The sequence below is a fragment of the Bradyrhizobium sp. STM 3561 genome (genome assembly GCF_045571455.1).
GTDB lineage: Bacteria > Pseudomonadota > Alphaproteobacteria > Rhizobiales > Xanthobacteraceae > Bradyrhizobium > Bradyrhizobium vignae.
In genome coordinates, this window is record NZ_CP120695.1 from 660,927 (window position 1) to 686,846 (window position 25,920).

19 protein-coding genes are annotated in these 25,920 nt (G+C 62.2%); 14 read left to right on the forward strand and 5 right to left on the reverse strand.

Going from position 1 to position 25,920, the window contains the following annotated elements; translation table 11 throughout:
• Positions 1-637: 637 nt before the first annotated feature.
• The 4 genes from P6U28_RS02820 to P6U28_RS02835 all read right to left on the reverse strand — a co-directional run bounded on the left by P6U28_RS02820 (position 638) and on the right by P6U28_RS02835 (position 6,470).
• On the reverse strand, positions 638-793 hold the full coding sequence (locus P6U28_RS02820; RefSeq protein ID WP_160118875.1) for a hypothetical protein: 156 nt from the start codon (positions 791-793) through the stop codon (positions 638-640).
• A 1,699-nt stretch (positions 794-2,492) separates the two neighbouring features.
• Positions 2,493-4,889, reverse strand: a complete 2,397-nt coding sequence (locus tag P6U28_RS02825; protein WP_129145978.1) for a peptidase domain-containing ABC transporter — start codon at positions 4,887-4,889, stop codon at positions 2,493-2,495.
• A gap of 3 nt (positions 4,890-4,892) precedes the next feature.
• Entirely contained in the window at positions 4,893-6,143 is a 1,251-nt protein-coding gene (locus P6U28_RS02830; protein ID WP_407121698.1) for an HlyD family efflux transporter periplasmic adaptor subunit, read from the reverse strand.
• A 129-nt stretch (positions 6,144-6,272) separates the two neighbouring features.
• Positions 6,273-6,470, reverse strand: coding sequence for a hypothetical protein (locus P6U28_RS02835; protein WP_244607743.1), 198 nt, complete (start codon positions 6,468-6,470; stop codon positions 6,273-6,275).
• Between the two features lie 685 nt (positions 6,471-7,155).
• Here P6U28_RS02835 and P6U28_RS02840 point away from each other — a divergent pair.
• From P6U28_RS02840 to P6U28_RS02875, 8 genes are all read left to right on the forward strand, one after another.
• Positions 7,156-7,773: a sigma-70 family RNA polymerase sigma factor gene (locus P6U28_RS02840; protein WP_129145976.1), complete on the forward strand. Its 618-nt coding sequence runs from the start codon at positions 7,156-7,158 to the stop codon at positions 7,771-7,773.
• Positions 7,774-7,908: 135 nt separating this feature from the next.
• Positions 7,909-8,472: a hypothetical protein gene (locus P6U28_RS02845; protein WP_129145975.1), complete on the forward strand. Its 564-nt coding sequence runs from the start codon at positions 7,909-7,911 to the stop codon at positions 8,470-8,472.
• Positions 8,473-9,198: 726 nt separating this feature from the next.
• Complete coding sequence (locus P6U28_RS02850; RefSeq protein ID WP_407121699.1) at positions 9,199-10,989, forward strand: hypothetical protein; 1,791 nt, start codon at positions 9,199-9,201, stop codon at positions 10,987-10,989.
• Positions 10,896-12,002 carry a hypothetical protein gene (locus P6U28_RS02855; protein ID WP_407121700.1) on the forward strand — a complete coding sequence of 369 codons (1,107 nt, stop codon included), beginning with the start codon at positions 10,896-10,898 and terminating at the stop codon, positions 12,000-12,002. Before P6U28_RS02850 ends, P6U28_RS02855 begins: the two co-directional genes overlap by 94 nt.
• Entirely contained in the window at positions 11,975-13,444 is a 1,470-nt protein-coding gene (locus P6U28_RS02860; protein WP_407121701.1) for a hypothetical protein, read from the forward strand. Before P6U28_RS02855 ends, P6U28_RS02860 begins: the two co-directional genes overlap by 28 nt.
• A 12-nt stretch (positions 13,445-13,456) precedes the next feature.
• Entirely contained in the window at positions 13,457-15,277 is a 1,821-nt protein-coding gene (locus tag P6U28_RS02865) for a type I secretion system permease/ATPase (protein WP_129145973.1), read from the forward strand.
• 18 nt (positions 15,278-15,295) lie between these two features.
• Positions 15,296-16,651 (forward strand): HlyD family type I secretion periplasmic adaptor subunit, encoded by a 1,356-nt coding sequence (locus tag P6U28_RS02870; protein ID WP_407121702.1) that lies wholly within the window; start codon positions 15,296-15,298, stop codon positions 16,649-16,651.
• A gap of 1,116 nt (positions 16,652-17,767) precedes the next feature.
• The gene (locus tag P6U28_RS02875; protein ID WP_122404961.1) at positions 17,768-18,004 is read left to right on the forward strand and encodes a hypothetical protein; all 237 of its coding nucleotides are present in this window, start codon (positions 17,768-17,770) and stop codon (positions 18,002-18,004) included.
• Positions 18,005-18,624: 620 nt separating this feature from the next.
• Here the strand turns inward: P6U28_RS02875 and P6U28_RS02880 are convergent.
• Positions 18,625-19,137, reverse strand: coding sequence for a helix-turn-helix domain-containing protein (locus P6U28_RS02880; RefSeq protein WP_129145972.1), 513 nt, complete (start codon positions 19,135-19,137; stop codon positions 18,625-18,627).
• Positions 19,138-19,334: 197 nt separating this feature from the next.
• Here P6U28_RS02880 and P6U28_RS02885 point away from each other — a divergent pair, with 197 nt between their 5' ends.
• Genes P6U28_RS02885 through P6U28_RS02910 form a run of 6 tightly spaced genes read left to right on the forward strand, consistent with a single transcriptional unit; the run spans position 19,335 to position 25,916 of the window.
• Positions 19,335-19,973 carry a 2-hydroxychromene-2-carboxylate isomerase gene (locus tag P6U28_RS02885; protein ID WP_129145971.1) on the forward strand — a complete coding sequence of 213 codons (639 nt, stop codon included), beginning with the start codon at positions 19,335-19,337 and terminating at the stop codon, positions 19,971-19,973.
• A gap of 56 nt (positions 19,974-20,029) precedes the next feature.
• Entirely contained in the window at positions 20,030-21,583 is a 1,554-nt protein-coding gene (locus tag P6U28_RS02890; protein WP_312016240.1) for an AMP-binding protein, read from the forward strand.
• A 44-nt stretch (positions 21,584-21,627) separates the two neighbouring features.
• The gene (locus tag P6U28_RS02895; RefSeq protein ID WP_122404958.1) at positions 21,628-22,365 is read left to right on the forward strand and encodes an SDR family oxidoreductase; all 738 of its coding nucleotides are present in this window, start codon (positions 21,628-21,630) and stop codon (positions 22,363-22,365) included.
• Positions 22,366-22,377: 12 nt separating this feature from the next.
• The gene (locus P6U28_RS02900; RefSeq protein ID WP_129145970.1) at positions 22,378-23,559 is read left to right on the forward strand and encodes an acyl-CoA dehydrogenase family protein; all 1,182 of its coding nucleotides are present in this window, start codon (positions 22,378-22,380) and stop codon (positions 23,557-23,559) included.
• A gap of 23 nt (positions 23,560-23,582) precedes the next feature.
• Complete coding sequence (locus tag P6U28_RS02905; RefSeq protein WP_407121703.1) at positions 23,583-24,713, forward strand: acyl-CoA dehydrogenase family protein; 1,131 nt, start codon at positions 23,583-23,585, stop codon at positions 24,711-24,713.
• Between the two features lie 15 nt (positions 24,714-24,728).
• Positions 24,729-25,916 (forward strand): acetyl-CoA C-acyltransferase, encoded by a 1,188-nt coding sequence (locus tag P6U28_RS02910; RefSeq protein ID WP_122404955.1) that lies wholly within the window; start codon positions 24,729-24,731, stop codon positions 25,914-25,916.
• Positions 25,917-25,920 lie beyond the last annotated feature (4 nt).

The window sequence follows — 25,920 nt, forward strand, 5'->3', positions numbered from 1 at the left end:
AACTATTCTTCTTTGGCGCCGCCGTTGGGCACCCGCTCGAAGTCTTCCCTTTTCGGCGAACCTAGTCCTTAACAAATTTAAACGACGACTACCGCGTCCCAGCCAGGTCGATTTGTTCCCGGAGGGAACACTGCAGCATCCTGTCAACCGCGTATTCTCGATCCGTGCGTAAGGTGTCCAAGCGCCGGCAGAAAGCAGAACGACGTAAAGTTTATGCACGACCAGGACCTGCTTTCCGCCAGCTCGACCTTCTCGCGACTGTGGAGCAGCAGGAGCGCGCCAGGGTCGCCGCGCGGGACGATGAGGGTGAGCGCTCAAATCGCCTGAGAGGTTATGGGGCGCATTCACGGCCGCGTGTATGAAGCCATTTGAGGCCGCCAACGAAGCGAAGCTGAAACAACGCAATCCGATGCTGTGCTGGTAACGCCCGTTGCGGGAGGCTCAAATGCGTAGCCTGATTTTCGGTGCGGCTCTCCTAGTGCTCGCAACCATCGGATGCTCGACGTTTATTTCGGCTGCCCTTTCCGCAGCACGGGATGCAAAGGCCGCAACATTCTCCGAGCGGTTCGCGCCAGCAATCAAGGTTCCCTCAAGCAGCTAGTCCTGCCAGGCGAACCGGCGAGCGGATTGCGAGGCCTTAATGGGGAGCTTTGTCTTCGCGCTTGAGGAGCTCCAGTCGGCGCTCTAGCTCTTCCTTCTTCGCCAAAAGCCTCCCGGCCAGAACATCATTGACGAGGGTGTGAAGTTGCCAGAGCTCTTCAAGAGCCATGCTCTCGAAAGGCTTCCGTTCCATGAATCCCCCCGACTCGCGTATGGCACAAGGCTAGCGCGAAATAAAAAACGGTGCCACTTTTTCCCGCCGAGATGGAGTGAAAGAGGTGCCGACTCCCCCGTTACTTTATTCTCGAATTGATTCGTCGTTGTTCGCCACAAGCTTCGTGAGCCTCAGCGAGCTTTCAGTAGGTGTCGCGGGCCATCTCGGCCTTCATGATCTCGGCCAGTCCCGCGCACTCTTCGGCCCGATCTCTGAGCCGTTTAGGCGCAGCACGATCCATTCGGCAAGAGCCAAGCTCGGAAACGCATCCCACCACATATAGCAAATACCGTTGAGTGCGTTTCTCGCGGCTTGGCTGAGGTGAGACAGGCGAGGCTTGCAACGAGGCTCGAACAATTTGGCAAATAGAGAAGCGACAGACCTGACGCACCGAACACGGCCTTCGACCGGAACACCAGTTGAACAGAGCCACCGGCGATCGCCGGCGGCATTGGTATTCACAAGGTGGGTTAGGCCCTGCGCGATAGCGCCGGGCTGCCCGATTCGACAAAGGGAAATGGTCGATGACGAAAGCAAAAAAACAACTTCACACGTTTGCGCGGAGTGCCAAGCGTGGATACGAACGCACTAGACAAGGGGCACGCTGAGGTCGGCACGCTGGCCGCCTTGAAGGCGCCTCCACGTTAGCTCTCAGAGGAATCGCCTGAGCCCTTTCCTGGTTGCTGCCCTTGGTCGCGAAGTTGCTCGAGCCTACTTTCGAGGAGTTCCTTCTTAGCGGCTATCCTCGCGGCCAGCACTGAATCGACGTCCTGGTGCAGCTCCCACAACTCGTCAATGGACATATCCTGGAGCTGCTTTCGGTCAATCATTGCACTGGAACGCGTGTCTCAACGGGCTGCTTCGGCCTCGGTCTTAGGCCGGTCTATTATAGGACTCGCCGGAACGCCCTGTTATGGAGAGCCAAATACCAGTCTTGTGATTCTCAGCCGGTCAGAGCCTTGACCCACTGCTCTTCGCCTGAGCCGCCTTCGCATTCGAGGGTGACAACCGGCCCGTCGCCCCCACAGCAAGCTTGACATTTCTTGCGTTAATAAGGCTTCTTATGAGTCGTTCCGATCCCGAGATTGAGCCCTCAGCAAGTACGGGATCACCCTCAGGAGAAACGGTGAGCCAGTAAGAGACTCTCTCGTTGCGTCCGTCTATGATGATGGTCCCTTCGCCGATTAGATCATCGGTTGTTTCGTCATGCACGTCCATCGTTCACCCTCCAATCGGAGAAGCCCAGGCATCGCTCGCTTCTTGGTCGATGTACGCGGTGGGCATCCTGCCTGCTTTCGGCCACCCTGCGAACGAACCTGCTGTAGCGGTTGCCATGTTGTTTCTAGTCGGAAGCCGACAATCTGGACGCACCGTCGCGCAAATTTGGCCATGCGCAGCCGCATGCTGAAGCTGCGACGGAGCGCCTTTCGCAGCCCAACTCAATAAGCGGACTGTGCTGGTGACCTTCAATGGCGAGCCCGCGCCTGGCGGGCTCCGACTTGGTGCGCGCGAGCCTCATCTTCTGTGGCCACGGCCCTTCTCTCGATTGCCCTCCCGGAATTTGACCCTCAGGCGGATCAATCAGTCTCGCGTTTGGCCGGCCGATGCCACATCCGAGCCCGTCGTCGGACGACATCGAAGCGACGCCACCCGAGATCCAGACGGCGCGAACCCGAAATCAGCATCGCGAGAAGTCGATCTTGGCCAGCGCTTCACCCGGGTTATCGGCTTTGCCGCAGGCGCCGGACGGCTTGAGGTTGCAGTCGTCTTTCGACGGCCGGCCGTAATCCTTGGGTGGTTGGCAGTCGTCGTTGGCGTCCCTCGAGCCAGGATCGCGCTTCGCGCCATTGCCCGTGGCACCCCCGGGGCAGGCATCGTGAGCGTGCGCGGTCTCGGTCGATTTCGCACCTTCGGCGGCAAACTCGGTGGCCCCGACATCTCGCTCAGGCGCCGCTGCTGGTCTGTCGCTTGTCATTCCGACCCGAAATGGCTTCGCCGCCGCGTCAAGACGGATGAACATATCCGCTCCGTGGGTGATCTCGGGTCGGTGCGCCACGCTCACCCGCGTCATGTTTAGATGCCGAAGATTCGCATTGATTTCCTTCTCCTTCTCGGTGTCGAGATGTGCCGTGCCCTCGTCCAGAAAGAGGATCTTCGGTCGCCTATAGAGCGCACGCGCAAGTAGTACTCGCTGCTTCTGCCCGCTGGATAACGAGCTTCCCATGTCGCCGATGAGGCTGTTGTAGCTCATCGGCATTGCCATGATGTCGTCGTGGATCCCGGCAATCCGCGCGCATTCGATCATCCCCTGCAGATCGAATGTCGTATCAAAAAAGCAGATATTGTCGGCAATCGACCCCGACAGCAATTGATCCTCCTGCATCACCGCGCCAATTTGCTCGCGATAGACGCGCGCTCCGATCTGGCTCAGTGGAAGGCCGTCGATCAGAACCTCTCCGCTTGTCGGCTCGAGCAGCCCAAGCATAATCTTGACAAGGGTTGACTTGCCGCAGCCCGAGGGTCCCATGATCGTCACGAATTGTCCGGGAGCAACGCACAGATTGACGTTGTTGAGAATCAGAGGCTCTCCTTCTGCATACCGGAAGCACACGTTACGCAGTTCGATCGCGCCGCGAATCTGTCGGATATAGGACAGGTCCAGGTCGTGCCCCCGCTCGAGCGGGGTGAGCGCAATGTCGGCAAGACGCTCCAGGTGCAGTCCGAGAATGCGGACATCCACCAGCTTCTCGATCAACAGCGCTGTCCGCTCAGCGAACTGCAGCTTGTAGCTGACGAACGCGAATATCATGCCAACCGTGATGAGGTTGTCCAGTGCGAGACGAGCGGCAAGGTAGATCGTGATCACGTTCTCCAAGCCAAATATCGTGTCGTTCATGGCTTTGAAGCTGATCCTCGCCCGCCCTAGCCGCACGTTGGCATTAATATACGCAGCATAGCGGTTCAGCCACTGGCCCTCCCGCTCGTTCTCTCGGTTGAGCAACTTTAGGCTTTGCACCGCTCGCACGGTTTCGATGAAGGTGGAGTTCTCGTCTGCCTTGCTGTGAATGGCGGCTTCGCTCCGTTGTCGGAACATGCCGAAGAGAGCGAGCCGCAGGGCGGCATACAACGCGAACGCCAGCAGGACGACAAGTCCGAGCTGGACGCTGTAGGTGAACATCAACGCCAGCATCAACACCGACATGAGACCGTCGATCAGCCCCGTGATCAATCCCTCCGCGAGCACGTTGCGGATGGGTTCGATCGAGTTGAAGCGAGACAGGATGTCGCCGATGTGCCGCTTTTCGAAGAATGAGAGTGGCAAGCGCACCAAATGATGAAACAGCCGCGCGCCGATTTGAAAGCTCAACGTGTTCTGCAGAACAAGAATAATGAACGAGCGGGTCGCGGTTGACGCGACCCGTATCAGGAGAAGGAGCGCGAATCCTAGCCCGAGTACGACCAGCAGATCGACATCTCCTCTGGCGATGACCTCGTCAACGGTGAGTTGCATATAGAAAGGGGCGGCGAGTAGAAGAATTTCGATGACTACCGACAGAACTAATATTTGGGCGAGAGCATAATTGCTTCCGTTCATTCCGCTCCAGAACACCGAGAACGGCAGCCGCACTCTTTCATCCGTGCGACAGAACTTTTCAGTGGGCGAGAGTTCGAGCGCGACCCCGGTGAGGTGTCTAGACGCTTCAGTGAGGGGGAGCCATTTTTCGCCGGCTGCCGGATCGTGCACCACGATCCCTTTCCTCCTGTATGCTTTCAGAACAACGAAATGAGCCATGTCCCAATGCAGAATGGCCGGCACACGTAATTGGCAGAGGTGGCCGATCTCGATTCGCAGCGGCCGACATGCCAGTCCGAGGTGAGCTGCAATCTGCATGAGGTCGCGAAGAGTGACGCCCTTTAGGGACACCGGATGCCGGCGCCGCAGGCTGTTCAGGTCAGTTCGATGACCATGATAAGATGCTACCATGGCGAGGCATGCGAGCCCGCACTCCGTCGCCTCCGTCTGCCGGATGACTGGGAGGGATCTGCGTCCGCTGAAATTCAAAAGTCCCTGCATGCGCTACATCCTCGCGCTCAACACCGGATCGAGCAGCCACCTCATCAGGGGCCGTTGCTCAAGGATCACGTCGGCCCTCAGCAGCATGTCCGGCTGAAGCGGCATCTTGCGGCCATAGGCGTCGATGTCGGGCCGCTCGAGAGCCGCCGTCACACGGTAAGCTGGTTCCTTGAGGGTGATCGGCCCGGTCGTTTCGTTGCCGGTCAGAATCGTGTGGGAGACCTTTGTCACGCTGCCGCGGTAGGTGCCGAATTTCTGATAAGGAAATGCCTCATAAAGTATTCTTACCTGCTGGCCGGGGCGCACAAAGCCAAACGCGCGTGTCGGAAAGAACAGCTCCGCCTGCAAGTGCGCATCAAGAGGAATGATTTCGAGCTGCATATGCCTTGGATCGGCGATCTGGCCAACAGTCGCCTGCAGCGTGGACACGCGGCCACTCGTTGGCGCCCTGATAACGTAAGCCTGCCGCCCGTTCACCTCGGCCGCGCGCTGTTCGATCGAGGAGAGTTCATTACGCAGTCCTCGGATCCGCTCTGCGGCGACGGTGGGGAGTTGCTCGAGTGTATGCCGAGCGTCTGTCAATTGGGTGCGCCGTGCGGTGATCTGCTGATCCAGCGAGACCACGCTCTGCTTTTGCTCAAGGGCGGCCTGCTCGCGGCGCTTGAGCTCAATCGTTGGCAATGCGCCGCTCGCGGTTAGCTCAGCGCCCGTTGATACGAAGCTCTCGGAAAGCTTCAACCGCTCGTTTTGGATGTTCCGCTGGTCCTCGAGCTGGGCAATCTCTCCTTCAATCCCCTTGATCGTGGAAGCGAGGCGATCCTGTTCCGAGGCGGTTCGTCGATCTTCCGCATCGATTTGTCGCTCGACCACATTGCGTTGCTGCGTCAGCACTGCAAGGACGGTGGCATTGACGTCATCGCCACTGGCGGTGATTTGGGAAGTGACTACGGTCAGGAGCGGGTCACCCTCCGCAACCTCTTGCCCTTCCTTCACTTGTATCGCTTTAACGAAGCCCTGTTGTGGCACGAAAATCTTGGCTGTGCCGGAGGTCGGCGTGAGATACCCGGAGACGGTCTCCTTGCGCGCGTATTGCGCGATTGAGAGAAAGCACAGAATGAGTATGACGAGCCCCACCAGGCTCCAGCTAAGGAGCGTGCTCGATAGCGGCTGCAGCAATACGACCTCACCCCAGCTGTGGCGCTGATGCAAAAAGTCGACGGCTTCCTTGCGAAATAGAGCTGGCCGAGTCGCCATGGGCGCGCCTTGCTGTGCTCTTACTCATCAGCGCTGCGCGGAGTAGCGTTCCGCCGCAGCAAGACTGCGGGTCGATACCGGAGAACCGCTTCCCCTTATGGAGAAGCGGTTCGCCGACGCATCTTGGCTTTACCCAACAAAGATTTGGGACTGGGACTGCTTGGACAGCAGGCCCACCTGAACTTGGTTTCCGCTGAGGACATTGATGTCGCCAGTTCGGATCAGTGATCCATCATGGCACCCACAGCCGCCGGTGCCGGCGGCCACGAGGTCGAGCTCCTCATCTGACAGTTCGATAGGGTGAGCAAGATTGGTCATCTCTAGCATGTTGGCCTCCTTTCGATGTAAGTGGCGGAACATTGATGTAACTGTTGCCACGTCATCACTAGGTGCAAGACGCCAATTTGGATGCACGGCCGCGCAAATTTTGTGAGCGGCGCGCGTTTGACGCTTTGTCGCATCCTGATTTTGCAACGTCGTATGCGAGGTGACGGTGCGGTTTCGTCATAACGATTGGACGTTCGGATCTTCTTGACGGCGTGACGGAGATGCGACGCGTTTCGAACGAACGCGCGCTGGGACGCTATAGCGGAGTTCGGTCCAAGAACCGCCTTGGCTTTTGGCTGCATGATCGCTGCGCAAAGGTCTTAGACGTAGTCGGAGATGTGTGCGCTAAAGTTATGAATGCGACTTAGCGACCGTTTTTGAAGCCTCCATTTTCGAAGTCGACGAAAGGGATAACGTCGCTTCGCACGGCGACTTGCCTGGCCGACGCGCACGACGCATTACCCGCCTGCGCCGGTGACGACCGTTGGCCATTTGGCGGTCGGGAAAAGTTTGAAAACGTCGGGAACGAAGTTGATGCTGTTGACTTGAGTTCGCCGACGGTCGATTTCGTATTTTTTTAAAACGGGTCATTTAAATTAATTTTAAATGCAGGGCATTGAATGCCACGGGCAGTCCTGCAGGTGAAAGCAGTCGCGAATCTGCTTTGTGAGGGGTTACTTCGACCATGCCCCATCCATGCGCCGATGTGACGAAGGGAACGCCTCGCTCCGCCGCAGCGCGGCACGAGGGTTATTCAAATTGCGAGACGGCGCTTGATTACGAAACCGCTCTGCTGGAGTGCGCCTCCGGATCGCAGTCGGCCGTCGGCAAGATCTACGCCCGGGAGAAGGAACAGCTGCGCGCGATGGCGCACCGGATCGTGCACGACAGATCGCGTTCCGAGGACGTCATCCACGACGCATTCGCGCAGATTCTCCGATGTGCGAAAGACTTCGATCCTGCGCGAGGATCCGCCCGGGGCTGGATTTACGCGATCGTCCGCAACACAGCGCTCAAGATGCGGCAGAACGCCGGGCGCGAACTCGCGCTCGAGGATGATGCATTGAATGCCATCTGCGCGCGCGAACAGACCACTCCGAACCCTGCGTCCTGTATCCCAGACAGCATGACGCTGCGAACCATGCTCGACCAGCTTGAGCCACAGCGTCGCGCGAGCCTGCTTCTGGCGATCGTCGACGGGCGCACGCACGAGGAGATTTCCGAATGTCTGCGGGTTCCCGTCGGAACCGTCAAGGCGTGGATCCGGAGAGAGCTCGTGGCCATGCGCCGGCAGCTCGAATGAGGCGTGAACTTATTTCTTCGCCGATGCATCCACGGGTGTGCTTCGGCGACAGTAGGGGTGACCGCGTGGTGATCCCGGCAGGGCACGCGCGCGTGACCCTCGTGCCGTCGCAAAGCTGAAGCGAGGAGCGAAGCCATGTCTATCCTGAGCAGCGTTACGAGCATTCTCGGGCTCGGAAAGCTTGCGGGAACCGGCGTCCCACCCGAGGAATGCACGTCGACCAAGCCCGACGACTGCGGCGAGGGCAAGCAGTCAAAGTGGAATGACGATCGTAGGGGTAACGACGAGTATTCGAACAGCGACGGAAAGGACGATTATTCCAAGCTTAGCGGCATGGGTGCCTACCCGAAAGACGCCAAGGGCGACTACCCAGCGCACGATGGTAGCTGGAAGGACGTCAAGGACGGCGAATACCAGCCCAAGGATTATTGGGACAAGGGGGCTGACGATGGCAGCAGGGGCGACACCGATCGCAGTCCGGGTGAAGCGCTAGCCAAGTTCGACTTCTCCCATGGTGAATTCGCGGGTGATTTCAGCTCGCACGGTCCCGATCATTCGGGTGACATACAGGGCGCGCTCGCTTCGATGTCTTGCGACGATGCACTCGAATACGCCATCGATTTGATGGGCCCAACGGATCACTTCAACGTAGGGCATTTCGACACGGCGACGGATACGCCGCACGACACGAACGCCTGACATGCCGAAGAGACGCTGGCGGTGAATACTGCCGGGCGAGAGTGGTTTTGAACGAGAAAGGCGGCGGTCATGCAGCAGGTGGAAAAGCGCGAACTGTTCGAGCAAGAGCGGAAGATTTTCGAAGCCGGAGTGCAGCGCGCTGACAAGCGATCCGGATCTTTCAGTTTCTTGACCTGGTCGTTCTTCATTGCCCCGCTGATCGCCTGCGAAGAGTTCCTTGCGGCTCCGTTCAAATCCGCGCTGGCCGAGCAAGAAGACGCGACAACTGCTCAGGCAGGAGCGGGGCCGCAAGCGACGGACGACGAGCTGCCTGCGACCGATCCTGCGAAACCGGGCCCGGAGGATGAGAGGCCTAAGGGGCTGGCCGCTTCGTCGGAGACGCATGTGGCTCAGCTCGATCCGACCGGCCTCCCGGCGGAGCCGCATGAACACACGCCTAGACCGAGCACCGCTCGTGGCGACGCGATCGCCGCTGCGAACTATGGGGGTGAGGGCGGAGGTAGCGAAGATGCCGATTCCTGCAAGGACCATGCTCACACCTCGGCCGACGTTAGTAACGTCAGTTGCGTGAACTCGCCGTCAGCAGAGTCGGACGTCGGAAGCACTGAAGTGTCTGGTGGGTCAACGCTCGAATCCATTCGATCTGATTTGCTTTGCGGCTCGTCTAGCCCGTCGATCGTCAGCTCCTTTCCCCTGCTTGGAATGGTCGGTGATCTGAGCAATGACGTGGTGCTAGGGATTGCGCCGGTCGAGGCGATGGTGCCGCCGGCGCTCACGACGACGAGCGACACCGTCAGCACGCTACCGGATGGCGAGGTCTGCGCGATCGCGCCGCTCCAGGTGACGGCGCAGCCGACGCTCACGAGCCTGGCCCACACCGCGGGCACGCTGCCCAACGACGTGGCTGGAACGATTGCGGTGGTCGAAGCGGCGGTGCCGCCGGCACTCGCGACGATGACCGACACCGTCAGCACGCTGCCCAACGACGTCGCCGGCGCAATCGTGCCGGTTGAGGCGGTGCCGCCGACGCTCACGACGTTGGCGGACACCGTGGGCACTCTGCCCGACGGCATGGTTGCTACGATTGCGCCAGTCGAAGCGGCGGTGCCGCCGGCACTCGCCACGGCGACCGACACCGTGGGCACGCTGCCGAACGACGTGGTTGGTACGATTGCGGCGGCCGAGGCGGCGGTGCCGCCCGCACTCGCGACGACGACCGACACCGTCAGCACGCTGGCCAGCGACGTGGCCGGCGCAATCGCTCCGGCCGAGGCAGCGCCGTCGACGCTCACGACCTTGGCCGACACCGCGGGCACGCTGCTGCCCAACGACGTGGGTGAAACGATTGCGGCGGTCGAACCGGCGGTGCTGCCGGCGCTCACGACGGTGACCGACACCGTCAGCACGCTGCCCAACGACGCGGCCGGCGCAATCGTGCCGGTTGAGGCGGTGCCGCCGACGCTTACGAGCCTGGCCGACACCGTCAGCACGCTGCCTAGCGATGTGGCCGGCGCAATCGCGCCGGTTGAGGCGGTGCCGCCGACGCTCACGACCTTGGCCGACACTGCGGGCACGCTGCCCAACGACATGGTTGGGACGATTGCGGTGGTCGAAGCGGCGGTGCCGCCGGCACTCGCGACGATGACCGACACCGTCAGCACGCTGCCCAACGACGTGGCCGGCGCGATCGCGCCGCCTGAGGCGGTGCAGCCGACGCTCACGACGTTGGCGGACACCGTGGGCACGCTGCCCGACGGCATGGTTGCTACGATTGCGCCAGTCGAAGCGGCGGTGCCGCCGGCACTCGCCACGGCGACCGACACCGTCAGCACGCTGGCCAACGACGTGGCCGGCGCAATCGCTCCGGCCGAGGCACCGTCGATGCTCACGACCGTGGCCGAGACCGCGGGCACGCTGCTGCCCAACGACGTGGGTGAAACGATTGCGGCGGTCGAACCGGCGGTGCTGCCGGCGCTCACGACGGTGATCGACACCGTCAGCACGCCGCCCAACGACGTCGCCGGCGCAATCGCGCCGATCGATGCGGTGCCGCCGACGCTCACGACCTTGGCCGACACCGCGGGCACGCTGCCCAACGACGTGGTTGGAACGGTGGTTGGAACGATTGCGGCGGTCGAAACGGCAGTGCCGCCGGCGCTCACGACGGTGACCGACACCGTCGGCACGCTGCCCAACGATGTCGCCGGCGCAATCCCGCCGGTCGAAGCGGCGGTGCCGCCGGCACTCGCCACGGCGACCGACACCGTGGGCACGCTGCCGAACGACGTGGTTGGTACGATTGCGGCGGCCGAGGCGGCGGTGCCGCCCGCACTCGTCCGACGACCGACACCGTCAGCACGCTGGCCAGCGACGTGGCCGGCGCAATCGCTCCGGCCGAGGCAGCGCCGTCGACGCTCACGACCTTGGCCGACACCGCGGGCACGCTGCTGCCCAACGACGTGGGTGAAACGATTGCGGCGGTCGAACCGGCGGTGCTGCCGGCGCTCACGACGATGACCGACACCGTGGGCACGCTGCCGAACGACGTGGTTGGTACGATTGCGGCGGCCGAGGCGGCGGTGCCGCCCGCACTCGCGACGACGACCGACACCGTCAGCACGCTGGCCAGCGACGTGGCCGGCGCAATCGCTCCGGCCGAGGCAGCGCCGTCGACGCTCACGACCTTGGCCGACACCGCGGGCACGCTGCTGCCCAACGACGTGGGTGAAACGATTGCGGCGGTCGAACCGGCGGTGCTGCCGGCGCTCACGACGGTGACCGACACCGTCAGCACGCTGCCCAACGACGCGGCCGGCGCAATCGTGCCGGTTGAGGCGGTGCCGCCGACGCTTACGAGCCTGGCCGACACCGTCAGCACGCTGCCTAGCGACGTGGCCGGCGCAATCGCGCCGGTTGAGGCGGTGCCGCCGACGCTCACGACCTTGGCCGACACTGCGGGCACGCTGCCCAACGACATGGTTGGGACGATTGCGGCGGTCGAAGCGGCGGTGCCGCCCGCACTCGCGACGGTGACCGACACCGTCAGTACGCTGCCCAACGACGTCGTCGGCGCAATCGCGTCGGTCGATGCGGTGCCGCCGACGCTCACGACCGTCGCCGACACCGTGAGCACGCTGAGCAACGAGGTGGTTGGCCCGACGACTGTTCCAGACAGTCAGTCGACCACGTTGCCGCAAACGGTTGCATCGGACAGCACGGGAGCTCACACCCTGGCGAGTTCAGCACCAGCCTTTGAGATCGTGGGGTTGGCAGTGGATACGGCCAACGGTGCACCTGGTGATGTATCACAGCAACCACCGGTGTGGCTGGCGATGCTTTGGCGAGTGCGGCGCCGGTCGCTGACACGAGCGCGCCGGTGCTCGCCACAACAGCTGCCGCTCCGACCGATCCGGCGAGCGAGCTCTCGCATCCGGCCGACACTGCGATTATGGCTGGCGACGCTCTGGCGAGTACGGCGCCGGTCGCTGACACGGGCGAGCCCGTGCTCATCACAACGGCTGCGGCTCTGACCCATGCGACGAGCGACGTATCGCAACCGGCCGACACGGGCAGTGTGACTGCGAGTGCGGCGCCCGTCGCTGACGCGAGCGAGCCGGTGCTCACCACAACAGCTGGCGCTCTGACCAATCCGACCAGCGACGTCTCGCATCCAGTCGACACAGGCAGTGTGGCGGGCGATTCTCTTGCGGCCGTCGCTGACGCGGGCGAGCCGGTGCTCGCCACAACGGCTGCTGCGCTGACCGATGCGCCGAGCGACGTGGCGCAGCCCCCCGATACGGGCAGTGTAGCTGGGAATGCTGTGGTGAGTACGACGCCAGTCGCTGACGCGAGCGAGCCCGTGCTCACCACAACGGCTGCCGCTCTGACCGATCCGACTAGCGACGTGTCGCATCCGGTCGATACGGGCAGTGTGGCGGGCGATGCTCTTGCGAGTGCGGCGCCGGTCGCTGACACGAGCGAGCCCGTGCTCACCACAACGGCTACTGCGCTGACCGATGCGTCGAGCGACGTGGCGCAACCGGTCGACGCGGGCAGTGTGGCGGGCGACGCTGTGGCGAGTGCGGCGCCGGTTGCTGAGGGGAGCGAGCCCGTGCTCACCACAACGGCTGCCGCCCTGACCAACCCGACTAGCGACGTGGCGCAACCGGCCGACACGGGCAGTGTGGCTGGCGATGCTGTAGTGAGTACGGTGCCGGTCGCTGACGCGAGCGAGCCCGTGCTCACCACAACGGCTGCGGCTCTGACCAATCCGACCAACGACGTGTCGCATCCGATCGACACGGGCAGTGTGGCGGGCGATTCTCTTGCGAGTGCGGCGCCGGTCGCTGACACAGGCGAGCCGGTGCTCGCCACAACGGCTGGGGCTGCGACCGATCCGCCGAGCGACGTGGCGCAACCGGCCGACACGGGCAGTGTGGCCGGCGATGCTGCAGTGAGTACGGCGCCGGTCGCTGACGCGAGCGGGCCGGTGCTCACCAGCGCCGGAGACTCGCTCAGCAACCCCACGACCGAGCCCGTAGACCCGGCCGTGCCGGACACCGGCAGCGCTCAAACGTCTGGATCGGCCGACACCCTTCTTGCGCTCGCCAGCACAGCTGACGCTCCGATCGAGAGTTCGGGATCCGTGACCGCTGCCCCGCAGAACGTCGTGACGGACACATCGAATGCTGCGGTGACGACCACTGTCGCGGGCGATGTGATCGCGTTGAACGATGCGCCACCGCCTCCGGCAGATACGCTGTTCAACGGAACCCAGTATACAGACTATGGCGTCTCGCTCAGCGGCGACATCGCGCCCCCGCAGACGGCTACGTCTCAGGCGGACGCCGTACCGGCCCAAGATATTTCGGCGCCGGTGGCTGCCGATGTCCAAAATCCCGCGCCGCCGCCTCCCGATATCGTGGATGCTACTCAGATCGATCACCTTGGAACTCACGATGCCGTCCTCTAGTGGGAGGCAAACATGGCTGCTGTCGAGACACTGGACGATCCGCAGCGCACCCACTCCAGAGCTCAACTTCGCGTCACACCCAACGGCGAGGCCCGCGACTATGTCGGACCTGTCAACGCGCTGGCCGCCTGGCGTTCGGTTGCGCGCACCAACCTGATAGCAGTCGCGGCGTTTTCGGTCGTTGTCAATCTGCTGATGCTCACGTTGCCGATTTACCTCTTTCAAATATCCGATCGCGTGCTGACGAGCCGTAGTCTCGAGACACTGCTGATGCTCTCTGCTCTCGCGCTGGCGTTCATCGGTATCCTCTCGATCGTGGACATTCTGCGTCGGCAGGTGCTGGGGCGTCTTGCGACCAAGATGGAGGCGGTGCTCGGCGGCGCCGTGTTGGCGAGCAGCATCAACAACGCCAGGGCCGGCGAGGGCGGAACGATCCAGGCGATCCGCAGCCTTCACCAGGTGCGGGGTTTCATCTCGAGCCCTATCATGCTTCTGCTGATGGACGCGCCACTCTCACCACTCTACTTCGCAGTCATATTCCTCGTTCACCGACATCTGGGCTGGATCGCAGTGGTCTCGGGCCTGGTCCTCGCACTGATTGCGCTGATCAACCAGAAAGCGACCTCGGAACGTCTGAGCGAGGCAGGGCTGCATGCCGCCGAGGCCGATGCGGCGGCCGAGTCGCTGGCGCGAAATTCGCAGGTGATCAATGCGATGGGAATGCTGAGCGAAAGCATTCTCCACTGGGGGCGCCGGCAGGCGCCGGCGCTGACGGTCCAGAGCCAGGCCCTTGACCGGAATTTCTGGATCAGCGGTGCGTCGAAGTTCGTCCGGCTCGTGGCCCAGATCACGATTCTCGGTACCGGCGCCTATCTGGCCCTCCACGCCGAGATCACCGGGGGCATGATGATCGCGGCTTCGATCATTGCCGGCCGCGCCCTGCAGCCGCTCGAAGGCTTGATCGAGGGATGGCGCAGCTGCGTGCAGGCGCGATCGGCCTATGCCCGCGTCAAGCAGGCGGTCGAGTCATTCCAGCGCGAGACGCCCAAGCTGCGCTTGCCAAGACCGCAAGGTCGCCTGAGCGTTGATCGGGTCTTGTATCTGCCGCCCGGCTCGAAGGAGCCGGTACTCAATGGTGTGTCGCTCGAGCTCGCGCCCGGAGAGTCGTTGGCCATTGTCGGACCGTCCGGATCGGGCAAGTCGACTCTCGCGCGCATTCTCGTGGGATGTCTGGTGCCGACAGCGGGAAAGGTCAGGCTGGACGGAACAGAGCTGCGCAACTGGGATCGCCGCCAGTTCGGGGAATATACCGGCTACTTGCCCCAGGAGGTCGAGCTATTTCCCGGTACCATCAAGCAGAACATCTGCCGCATGCGCGACGATTTGCCCGACGAGAGCATCTATGAGGCGGCGATGTTGTCGGGCATTCACGACATGGTCTGCCAGTTGAGGCAAGGATACGAGACCGTGCTCGACCGCAGTGGCGGGCCGCTCTCGGGAGGACAGAAGCAGCGCATCGCGCTTGCCCGGGCATTCTTCGGCAATCCGTCCCTCGTCGTGCTCGACGAGCCCAACTCGAATCTCGACGCAGCGGGCGAGCAGGCTCTGACCGAGACCCTGCAGCGCGCCAAGAGGCGGGGGGTCACCGCAGTGGTCGTAACCCTGCGCCCGGCGCTCCTGAACAGTGTTGACAAAGTGCTGATACTGCGGGCCGGACGCGCGGAAGCGTTCGGCTCTCCGAGCGAGGTGTTGCATCGCTTGGTTCGGTCGCCCGGCAGGTCCGGCGGAGATGCGCCGGAGCAGCCGCAGCGCATCGAATCCTCGGGCGGGTGATCAGCGCGGGAGGATAGCATGAGAGTAAAGGACGACATCGGTGAGTGGTACCGCGGTGTTCCGCTGAGCGCCAAATGGCCCATCTTCACCGGCCTTGCCATCCTGGTTGTCTGGCTCGGGTGTTTCGGCGTTTGGGCCGCAGTTGCCCCACTCAACAGTGCGGTCGTCGCTTCGGGCACGTTTGTGGCTACCGGGCAGAACAAGCTTGTCCAGCACTTCGAGGGCGGCATCATCCGCGAGATTGCGGTCAAGGACGGGGATGTCGTCGAGGCCAACCAGGTCCTCGTCCGCATGGACGATACCGCTGCCAACGCCAAACTGAGACGGCTGGTTTTGAAGAAGTATCGCCTGCTCGCCATGAAGGCGCGTCTAGAAGCTGAAATGAGCTCTTCGGATACTATCAAACCTCCGGCCGCATTCAGCGAGAGTGCACGTGATCCAGAAATCAAAGCGATTCTTGAGCGGCAACGTGCCGAGCTTCAGGCGCGCCGGGCCAGTCTGCTGACCGAGGAAAGCGTACTCGTGAAGCAGATCGCTGGGCTGGAGGAAAGCATCCGCGGATATCAGGCGCAAGTTCAGTCCACCAAAGAGCGTATTGGTTTGTTCGCCGAAGAGCTGAAGGACAAGAATTCGCTTCTTGGCCAGCAGTTGGTCCGCAAGTCGGATGTGCTGGCGCTGCGGCGTTCCGAGGCGGGTCTCGGGGGCGAGCTCGGCGAGTATCTCGGGCGCATCGCCGATTCGAAGGAACGGATCGCTCAAGCGAACGAGAGAATAGCGCAGCTCCATGCGACGGCGCTCCGGGATGCGATCAAAGAATTACGCGAGACCGAGGCGGATCTGGACGATGTTGAGGAGCAGATTCGTGCAGCGCAGGACGTGGTCGACCGGATCGATGTTCGTTCGCCAGTTCGGGGCATCGTGGTGAAGAACAATTTCCATACGCCGGGTGGCGTCGTTTCTCCTGGCGCGGTCATCCTTGAACTCCTACCGATCGGCAATGAGCGCATCATCGAGGCGCATGTGAACCCGAAGGACATTTCGCATGTGAGCGTAGGTCAGGAAGCGCTGGTGCGGTTGTCGGCGCTCAACCAGCGCATCACGCCCATGGTCGGGGCGAGCGTCATCTCTGTGTCGGCGGACGCCCTGGCGGAGCAAGTGAAGACCGAAGCCCGTCCCGACGGTGACACGCGTCGGGAATTCTATGTCATTCGGGTGCGCCTGGACCAGGACGATATTCTCAGGCAAATGCCTGAATTCATCCCGACACCAGGGATGCCCGCGGACGTTTACATCAAGACCGGAGAGCGCACGTTTTTCGAGTACATCATGAAGCCGGTCTTCGACAGCTTCTCGCGCGCGTTCCGCGAAACCTGAAGCGAGCATTTTGGACTTTGATGCTGAGCACTCGCGGGGACGTGAACTCAAGCCTTCGTCTAAGGCTCGCTGAACGGCGCCACTTCGCTTTCGGCCGAGAGCTCTCGGTTGCGCATACTGAAGCCGCGTTCAGGTTGATGCGGGAGATTGGTCGAGGCTTTGCGCTGTAAGGGTAAATTCGTCACTGATCTTACGCGCGACGCGCCCGCCCGCTTCGCCTTGGCGCAAGGATTGGTTAGCCCGACGTGTCACCCGGACTGCCGCGCTTCTCGAGGTTCACCGCGGCCATGCCATCTTAGTCGTGGTGCCCTCTGAAGCGTCGCCTAACTGCATCCCACGCTTGAATGACTGGAAGGAGGAGCACGAAAAGAAATCTGATTGCACTCGGCGCCCTAACGCGCCGCAGGGGTGGCTCGTGGTCGTCCGATCGACGGGCCTTGTTGTTGATCGGCGCCGGGGACGGAGTTCCCCGTGACGCTCGCGCAGGAGCAACCGGCCTGCGCGAGGGCAGGACAACCACGACGAACAGAACGTTGACCAGTAGCCATATTCCCACAATGAGAAGGACAGTACGCACGAGGAACGACCATCGTTTGATCTAAGATCTGCCGAGCTTACCTCCTGTCTCATAGCCGTGACGCAGCCGACAGCACTACGCTTGCGCGGACCACTTCAGCGCAGCCCGGGCAAAGCACGGATTTGACAGCCCCTACCAAGATGCCGAGGCCGTTCGGGCCCCGAGCGCTTCGCGAGGGTCTGGGATCGGTCGCAGCCTAGTCCGGCGCAAAACTCAGGTCTGTGCGCTTTCGAACATTCATGCGCCTTCAGGTATGGTATTCCTATGCAGCATCCGGCGAGAGCCGGCCAGGGATGGTTCGGCCTTGCGAGCCGGTCGCCAAATGCCAGCGGTCGTCCTCAGCCCGCAATCCCGAAACTGCAGCTGGAGTCCTGGATTTGTTCCAGCAGGTGACCGTGGCGAGATATCGCAGGGTGAATAACCGGCGAATTCGCAGTTCGCAAAGAACCAATATCCCGTTTCGGCAGTTGACTCCGGCGTCATCCGAACAAGCAAGGTGTTTGTTTGGCCGATGAGCTTAGAAGCTGAGCCGGAACACCATGAAGGACCTCCGGCGACGATTGGAGAAGGTCCGCGCTAACGCCAGAGACTTTGCGCTGATGAGTCAGCAGGCGACGGACGTTGAAAAGCGCGAGCTGTTCAAGCGCATGGCGGATGAATTCGCTATCGAAGCTCTTGAGCTTGAGCTAATCGTGAAACAAAATGAGCCGTCGAATCCCTGCGACCAGCACGAGGTTGTGGAGTTTAAGCCGTCCTCTCAGAAGAAGCGCGGCTGACGCGGACAGAGCTAAGCCGACTGCTATATCGCGCATGCACGTCTTCGAGCGTGGCTCCGCGAGCGAGGAGGGCTGCTTACGGCGCATAGCGGAGTTTTCTCGTGAATTCCAACCGGGCTGCGCGAAAACTCCCCGCCTGTTGTCCATCCACGCAGAAGGCGAGCAACACGTTGTCGGGCGCCGTACCATAATTGGTGTAGCCCATTGACGTAGAGGATGCCGCCGGCGATCAGCGGTCCCGGTTCCGGTCCCGGTCCATCGAGCGAGCCGCCACGCGCCGACACGCCGTTTACGGTCGCATAGTCCCGCATGGTGTCGCTCATCCGCTAAGGGCGCTTAAGAGCGAGACAAACAAAAGTCGACGCCACCGGCTGCCCGGCGTTGCGGCGGTTAAGGTTGTAGCTGGCCACTGATTTTTCTCGGCCTAGCCCATTTGGGGGAGGCGCCAGGCGGCAGGGCTCCAGGACGCAAAATCGCCAGCCGGAAGATCAATAGTTGCTCCCCTCGGGGTTCGCATGACCCCGTCGTCTCTCCTACCGGAAGCGGCCATAGCAAGGCAATGAACTAAGGTCAGCCGAGCCACAAGCGGACGAACCACGCACGGATCGCTCGGGGCCGCCTCAAGCCCGCTCTCGACCACTCTTGGCTCGTTCTTGTGCTTTTGCATGAACCGGCGAAGATTGCCGGGCACCAGGGCCCGGATGCACATGGACGTCCTTAGCCGCCAGCGGTTCACCGCATTCCGAGCAGACCATCACGGGATCGAACATCCTCTTGCAGCTCTTGTGTTCGTGCAGCATCGGTCGGCCGCGCGAGTCGACCATATGCACGTTGCCCCAGTGCACGATCGACATGATGATCGGGTACAGATCCAGGCCCTTCTGGGTCAGGATGTACTCGTAACGCTTTGGTGCTTCCCGATAGGGGATTTTCCGCAGCACGCCGAAACGCACCAGCTTCTTCAGCCTGTCGGCGAGCAGATGGCGAGTAATCCCCAGCGACGCCTGGAAGTCGTCAAACCGGCGGACGCGAAGAAAACACTCGCGAAGGACGAGCAGACTCCAACGATCACCGATCACCGCGACGGTGCGGGCCAGGGAGCACGGCTCCTCTTCGAGTGCATCCCATTTCATCAACTTCCTCCGCGTTCTCCGGCTGTAGCAAAATAAATTCTAAAACAGAACTTATATGATTTCAATAGGATGCCTGTCTGGCAGGTATTGGATGACGAATATCATATTGACAGTTCTATAATAGAACTTATGGTTCGGGCGAGGTTCAAACGAGGCGGCGGTCGAACCGCTGATGCGTCGAAGGGAAGAGCGTTGCCATGGTTGCTGCGGTGAAGGTCGAGTTTCACTTCGATTTCGGAAGTCCCAACGCTTATCTCGCCGAGCTCGCGCTGCCGGAAATCGAGAAGCGTACCGGCGTCAAGTTCAACTATGTCCCGGTGCTCCTTGGCGGCGTCTACAAGGCGACGGGCAACATGTCGCCGGCGGACTCGCTGCGCGGGATCAAGAACAAGCCGGAATACAATGCGCTAGAGACCACGCGCTTTCTGCGTCGCCACAACATCACGAAGTTCACGCCGAACCCGTTCTTTCCGGTGAACACGTTGAGCTTGATGCGCGGTGTCGTCGCGGCCGAATTCGAAGGCCTGTTCGAGCCCTATTTCCGCGCGGCCTATCACCACATGTGGGTCGAGCCCAAGAAGATGGACGACCCGCAGGTGTTCCGTGAGGCGTTCCTGTCGTCTGGTCTCGACATTGACCGCATCATCGCGCGGGCCCAGCAGGATGACGTCAAGAAGAAGCTGATCGAGAACACCACGCGCGCCGTAGAGCGCGGCAGCTTCGGCTCTCCGACCTTCTTTGTCGGCGACGAAATCTATTTCGGTAAGGATAGTCTGCGCGACGTCGAAGAGGAAATCCTCGCCCAACTCGCCAGCGCGCGGCGCAAGACCGCGTGATCATAACATCGAGGCAAAACCAAAAGGCAAAAAGCCGTTTTCTCAGGGAGGGTGCCGTGGTCTCATTGACCCAAGAGACAATAGGGAGTGTGGACGGTCTGCCGAACCGGATCCATCACGTGATGGCGCCGCATGTCGCAGCAACGCCGGATCGCATGGCGCTGGTCGATGACACCGCGACGCTGACCTATCGCGAACTCAATGGAGCGGTTCAGGCCACAGCTGACACGCTGCGTACGCTTGGCATCCGCGCCGGCGACCGCGTGATGATCGTCAGCGAGAATTCGATCCCGCTCGCTTGTCTGCTGCTCGCCGCGAGCTTGCTCGATGCCTGGGCGATCGTGGTCAATCCGCGGCTGTCGCCGCGCGAGGTCGACCAGATCCGGGACCACAGCGGCGCAAGGCGGGTGTTTTTCACTGCCGGGGTATCGCAGGAAGCAGCCACCCATGCCGTTAGGTGCGATGCGCCGCTGCAGGAGCTTGGGCCGCTGCGCGATATCGGCGTGACTGCGCTGAACGCGGACACGGCGGCGGAGCCGGTCGAAGCCGATGGCGCCAAGCAAGTCGCGGTTCTCATCTACACGTCTGGCACGACGGGCACGCCCAAGGGCGTGATGCTGACCCATCGCAATCTCCTGTTCAGTGCGCGGGGCACGGCCGGCTGGCGCAAGATGACCGCGGCCGACGTGCAGTATTGCGTGCTCCCGATCTCGCACATCGTCGGGATCTCCCTGCTCACCATGACCTTGATGGTCGGCGCGAGGGTGCGCCTGGTCGCAAAATACGATCCGGCAGCCTTGGCGAAGGCGATGGCGGAGGAGGGCATCACGATCCTCAACGGTGTGCCCGCGACCTATCAGCGCCTGTTGGAGTACCGCCGCAATGCCGGCCTGCCGAAGCTCGATCGTGGCTGCCTGCGCTTGATCGCGGTTGCGGGCGCGCCGCTGGACCTCGAACTCAAGTCGCGCGTCGAGCAGGAGCTGGGCTTGCCGCTGCTCAATGGCTACGGGATCACGGAATGCTCGCCGGGCATCTCGGGCGTCCGGATCGAGTCCCCGAGGGCGGATCATGCGGTGGGGACAGTCCTGCCGGGCGTGGAGACCAAGCTCGTGGGCCGCGACGGCAAACCAGTGGCGGGAGATGCGGTCGGTGAACTCCACGTCCGCGGGCCGAACGTGATGCGCGGCTATTATCGCGCACCCGATCTGACTGCGAAGGCGATCGATCCGGATGGCTGGTTCAATACCGGCGATCTGGCTCGCTTGGAAGGCGATGTTCTCTACATCGTTGGGCGTACCAAGGAGATGATCATTCGGTCAGGATTCAACGTCTACCCGGCCGAGATCGAGGCTGTGCTGAGCACGCACGACGCGGTGGTGCAATGCGCCGTGGTCGGACGGCCGGTCGAGGGCAATGAAGAGGTTGTCGCCTTCGTGCAGCTCATCCGCGGTTCAAAGGCGACGGCGCAGGATCTCATGGCGCACATAGCTCCGCAACTCACCTCATACAAGCGACCGTCGGAAATCATCCTGATCGACGCGCTGCCGGCGACGTCGACGGGCAAGATCCTGAAGCACAAGTTGGCCGAGTCGCTGCGCAGTCCAGGCTGACGCTTTGCCTGACAAGAAGTTCTCTCGGAACGAAGGAAAAGGCCATGCAAAAGAGAAACGCCACCGCAGCCGTGATCGGTGCAGGGGACTACATCGGTGCCGAGATCGCCAAGAAATTCGCGGTCGAGGGATTTTCGATCTATGCCGGCCGCCGCAACGGCGACAAGCTGGCGCCGCTGGTCAAGGACATCGAAGCCGCCGGCGGCGAGATCCACGCCCGTTCACTCGACGCCCGCAAGGAGGAGGAGATCATCTCCTTCCTGAGCGACGCCGATAAGCACGCGCCGCTCGAAGTCTGCATCTTCAATATCGGTGCCAACGTCAATTTCCCGATTCTCGATACCACCGAGCGGGTGTTCCGCAAGGTCTGGGAAATGGCATGCTATTCCGGTTTCCTGGCGGGACGTGAGGCAGCGCGGCTGATGACGGCTCGCGGCGGCGGCAAGATCTTCTTCACCGGGGCGACCGCGTCCTTGCGCGGTGGCAGCGGTTATGCCGCCTTCGCCAGCGCGAAGTTTGGCCTGCGGGCTGTCGCGCAGGCGATGGCCCGCGAGCTCGGTCCGAAGAACATCCATGTCGCGCATCTCATCATCGACTCCGGCGTCGATACGGAATGGGTGCGCCAGCGCCGCATCGAGGCGCTTGGCCCCAACGCGCTTGACAATCCGGACCTCTTGATGCCCCCAGCGGCGGTCGCCGGCGCCTACTGGCAGCTCTACCAGCAGCCAAAGACCGCCTGGACATTTGAGCTGGAGATCCGTCCGTTCGGCGAGAAGTGGTAAGGAGCCGGTCCGATGGAGCTGGCATTGTCGCCGGAAGATGCGGCGTTTCGCGACGAGGTTCGCGCATTCATCAGGGATCATTACCCCGAGGAAATGCGCGTTCCGAACCCCGAGACCGATCTGACCAAGGAGCAGTCGCTGCTCTGGCATCGCATTCTCTACGAGAAGGGCTGGATCGCGCCGCTGTGGCCGAAGGAGTATGGCGGCCCCGGCTGGTCGATCACGCAGCGCTTCATCTTCGAACAGGAGACCTCCCGGGCGGGGACGCTGCCGCCCCTGGCGTTCAGCGTCACCATGGTCGGCCCCGTCATCTACACTTTCGGCAACGAGGCGCAGAAGAAAAAATTCCTGCCGCGGATCCTGTCCGGCGAGGATTGGTGGTGCCAGGGCTATTCGGAGCCGGGCTCCGGCTCGGACCTTGCGACCGTCAGAACCAAGGCAGTGCGCGAGGGCGATCATTATATCGTCAACGGTCACAAGACCTGGACCACGCTGGCGCAGCACGCCGACTGGATCTTCTGTCTGGTGCGGACCGATCCGAACGCGAAGCCGCAATCCGGCATCTCCTTCCTGCTGATCGACATGAAATCGCCCGGCGTCACCGTGCGGCCGATCATCACGATCGACGGCAGCCACGAGGTCAACGACGTCTTCCTCGAAAATGTCCGCGTGCCGGTCGAGAATCTGGTCGGCGAGGAGAACAAGGGCTGGACCTACGCCAAATTCCTGCTCGGCAACGAGCGCACCAGCATGGCGGGTATCGGTCGGTCGACCCGGTACATCCAGAAGCTAAAGCAGATTGTGAAAGCGGAAATACCGGCCGACGATCCCGTGCATCTCGAGTTCCTGCGCGACATCGCCCGTATCGAGCTCGACGTGCTGGCATTGGAGGCAACCGAGCTTCGCGTCGTGGCACAGATGGCGCGCGGCATCGATCCCGGTCCGGCGGCCTCGCTGTTCAAGATCCGCGGCACTGAGATATTCCAGAATATCACCGAGCTCATCCATCGCGCGATCGGCAATTACGGTCTTGCCATCCGCGAGCATCCGGTCAGCGCCAACCGTTTCATGCCGGGCCCTGAGCACGCTCATACCGCATCGGAGAAATACCTGAACTCGCGCAAGCTCAGCATCTACGGCGGATCCAACGAGATCCAGCGCAACATCATCGCCAAAGCCGTGCTCGGGCTCTAGCCACGGCGGATCGGGAGGAGCGGATGGATATTCAGTTCACGGAAGAGCAGGAATTGCTGCGATCCAGCGTGCAGCGCCTGCTGCGCGACCAGTACGATTTCGAGGCGCGGCGCAAGATCGTGGCGAGCGAGGAGGGCTTCAGCCGGACGCAATGGGAGGCCTTCGCCGAACTCGGCCTGCTCGCCGCGCCGTTCTCCGAGAACGCCGGCGGTCTCGGCGGCGGTCCGCTGTCGACCATGATCATCATGCATGAGTTCGGCCGTCACCTCGTCGTCGAGCCTTTCCTCGAGACGGTAGTGCTGGCCGGCAGCCTGATCGAACATGCCGGCACGCCCGAGCAGCAGCAGGCCTTCATCCCCGGCATCGTCGACGGCAACAAGATCTGGGCGCTGGCCTGGACGGAAAAGGTTTCCCGCTTCGACTTTGCCGATGTCACGACGACGGCGCGGCGCGAGGGCAACGACTACGTTCTGAGCGGCACGAAGACAATGGTGATCGCTGCGCCCTGGGCCGACTATCTGATCGTCTCGGCGCGGACGTCCGGCGACGACCGTGACCGCGCCGGCGTCAGCCTGTTCGTGGTCGACCGGCGTGCCGCTGGACTCGATCTCCAGAGCTTCAAGACGATCGACGGCCGCCGGGCCGCCGAGATCAGCCTGCGCGAGGTCCGCGGGCAATTGCTCGGGCGGGAAGGCAAGGGCGTTGTCTTGCTGGAAGCCGGTCGCGACCGCGCCATCGCCGCGCTCTGCGCCGAGGCGGTCGGCGTCATCGGCGAGCTGAATTCCGCGACGTTGGACTATTCGAAGACCCGCAAGCAGTTCGGCACGACCATCGGCTCCTTCCAGGTCCTCCAGCATCGCATGGTCGACATGTTCATTGCTCATCAGGAGGCGCTCTCTCTGATGCAACATCTCAGCCTGAACCTCAGCGCCGGTGATCCCGGCCTGTCGCGGCTCGCCTCCGGCGCCAAGTCGAAGATCGGCTATGCCGCTAAGTTCGTCGCTGATCAGGCGGTGCAGCTTCATGGCGGCATGGGAATGACCGACGAGTTCAATGTCGGGCACTATTTCAAGCGTATCTCCTCCATCAACATCCAGTTCGGCGATCCGGCGTTCCACGTGCTGCGCTACGCGCAGCTGGACGCGGCCGCGTAAACAGAAGGGGTCAGCATGACGATTGAAGCAGTCATCGTTTCCACCGCAAGGACGGCTGTCGGCAAGGCCTATCGCGGCGCCCTCAACAACACGGACGGTCCGACCATGGCCGGGCACGTGATCGCCGAAGCGGTGAAGCGCGCCGGCATTGCGCCCGATGAGGTGGAGGACGTCGTGATGGGCTGCGCGATGCAGCAGGGCACCATGGTGATGAACGTGGCGCGCAAGGGCGCGATCCGCGCCGGTCTGCCGGTCACCGTTGCCGGCACCACCATCGACCGGCAATGCGCGTCGGGCCTGCAGGCTATCGCGGTGGCCGCACGGTCGGTCATGCTTGACGGGGTCGAGGTCGCGATCGGCGGCGGGATTGAGTCGATCAGCCTCGTGCAGAACGAGCACATGAACAAGTTCCACGCCGTCGATGACGAGCTGATGGCGATGAAGCCTGAAATGTACATGTCAATGCTGGACACCGCGGAGGTCGTCGCCGAGCGCTACAAGATCGGCCGCGACCAGCAGGACGAATACAGCCTCGAATGTCAGCGCCGCGTCGGCGCTGCGTTGCAGGCCGGCCGTTTCAACGACGAGATCGTACCGTTCACGACGAGGATGGCGCTCGTCAACAAGGACACCAAGGAGGTCACCTACGAGCAGGTGACGCTCACCAAGGACGAAGGCCCGCGTCCGGAAACCACCGCCGAGGGCCTCGCCAGGATCAAGCCGGTGTTCGAGGGCAAGACCATCAGCGCCGGCAATGCCAGCCAGCTTTCGGACGGCGCTTCGGCCTGCGTGATCATGAGCGATAAGATCGCGGCTAGGAAGGGTCTCAAGCCGATCGGCATCTTCCGCGGCTTCGTCGCTGCCGGCGTCGAGCCGGACGAGATGGGCGTTGGCCCGGTTGCCGCGATCCCGCGGCTCCTCAAGCGCCACAACCTGAAGATCGACGACATCGATCTCTGGGAGCTCAACGAAGCATATGCGGTGCAGGTGATCTATTGCCGCGACAAGCTCGGCATCGATCCGGACAAGCTCAATGTCAATGGCGGCTCGATCGCGATCGGTCACCCCTACGGCATGACCGGCTCGCGCCTCACCGGGCACCTTCTGATAGAGGGTCGTCGGCGCAAGGCGAAATACGGCGTCGTGACCATGTGCATCGGCGGCGGCATGGGAGCCGCCGGTCTGTTCGAAATCGTCCACTGAGCGG

Coding starts and splice junctions, on each gene's coding strand:
- P6U28_RS02820 (WP_160118875.1), bottom strand. CDS start 793: ATGGAACGGAAGCCTTTCGAGAGCATGGCTCTTGAAGAGCTCTGGCAA.
- P6U28_RS02825 (WP_129145978.1), bottom strand. CDS start 4,889: ATGCAGGGACTTTTGAATTTCAGCGGACGCAGATCCCTCCCAGTCATC.
- P6U28_RS02830 (WP_407121698.1), bottom strand. CDS start 6,143: ATGGCGACTCGGCCAGCTCTATTTCGCAAGGAAGCCGTCGACTTTTTG.
- P6U28_RS02835 (WP_244607743.1), bottom strand. CDS start 6,470: ATGCTAGAGATGACCAATCTTGCTCACCCTATCGAACTGTCAGATGAG.
- P6U28_RS02840 (WP_129145976.1), top strand. CDS start 7,156: ATGCCCCATCCATGCGCCGATGTGACGAAGGGAACGCCTCGCTCCGCC.
- P6U28_RS02845 (WP_129145975.1), top strand. CDS start 7,909: ATGTCTATCCTGAGCAGCGTTACGAGCATTCTCGGGCTCGGAAAGCTT.
- P6U28_RS02865 (WP_129145973.1), top strand. CDS start 13,457: ATGGCTGCTGTCGAGACACTGGACGATCCGCAGCGCACCCACTCCAGA.
- P6U28_RS02870 (WP_407121702.1), top strand. CDS start 15,296: ATGAGAGTAAAGGACGACATCGGTGAGTGGTACCGCGGTGTTCCGCTG.
- P6U28_RS02875 (WP_122404961.1), top strand. CDS start 17,768: ATGAAGGACCTCCGGCGACGATTGGAGAAGGTCCGCGCTAACGCCAGA.
- P6U28_RS02880 (WP_129145972.1), bottom strand. CDS start 19,137: ATGAAATGGGATGCACTCGAAGAGGAGCCGTGCTCCCTGGCCCGCACC.
- P6U28_RS02885 (WP_129145971.1), top strand. CDS start 19,335: ATGGTTGCTGCGGTGAAGGTCGAGTTTCACTTCGATTTCGGAAGTCCC.
- P6U28_RS02895 (WP_122404958.1), top strand. CDS start 21,628: ATGCAAAAGAGAAACGCCACCGCAGCCGTGATCGGTGCAGGGGACTAC.
- P6U28_RS02900 (WP_129145970.1), top strand. CDS start 22,378: ATGGAGCTGGCATTGTCGCCGGAAGATGCGGCGTTTCGCGACGAGGTT.
- P6U28_RS02905 (WP_407121703.1), top strand. CDS start 23,583: ATGGATATTCAGTTCACGGAAGAGCAGGAATTGCTGCGATCCAGCGTG.
- P6U28_RS02910 (WP_122404955.1), top strand. CDS start 24,729: ATGACGATTGAAGCAGTCATCGTTTCCACCGCAAGGACGGCTGTCGGC.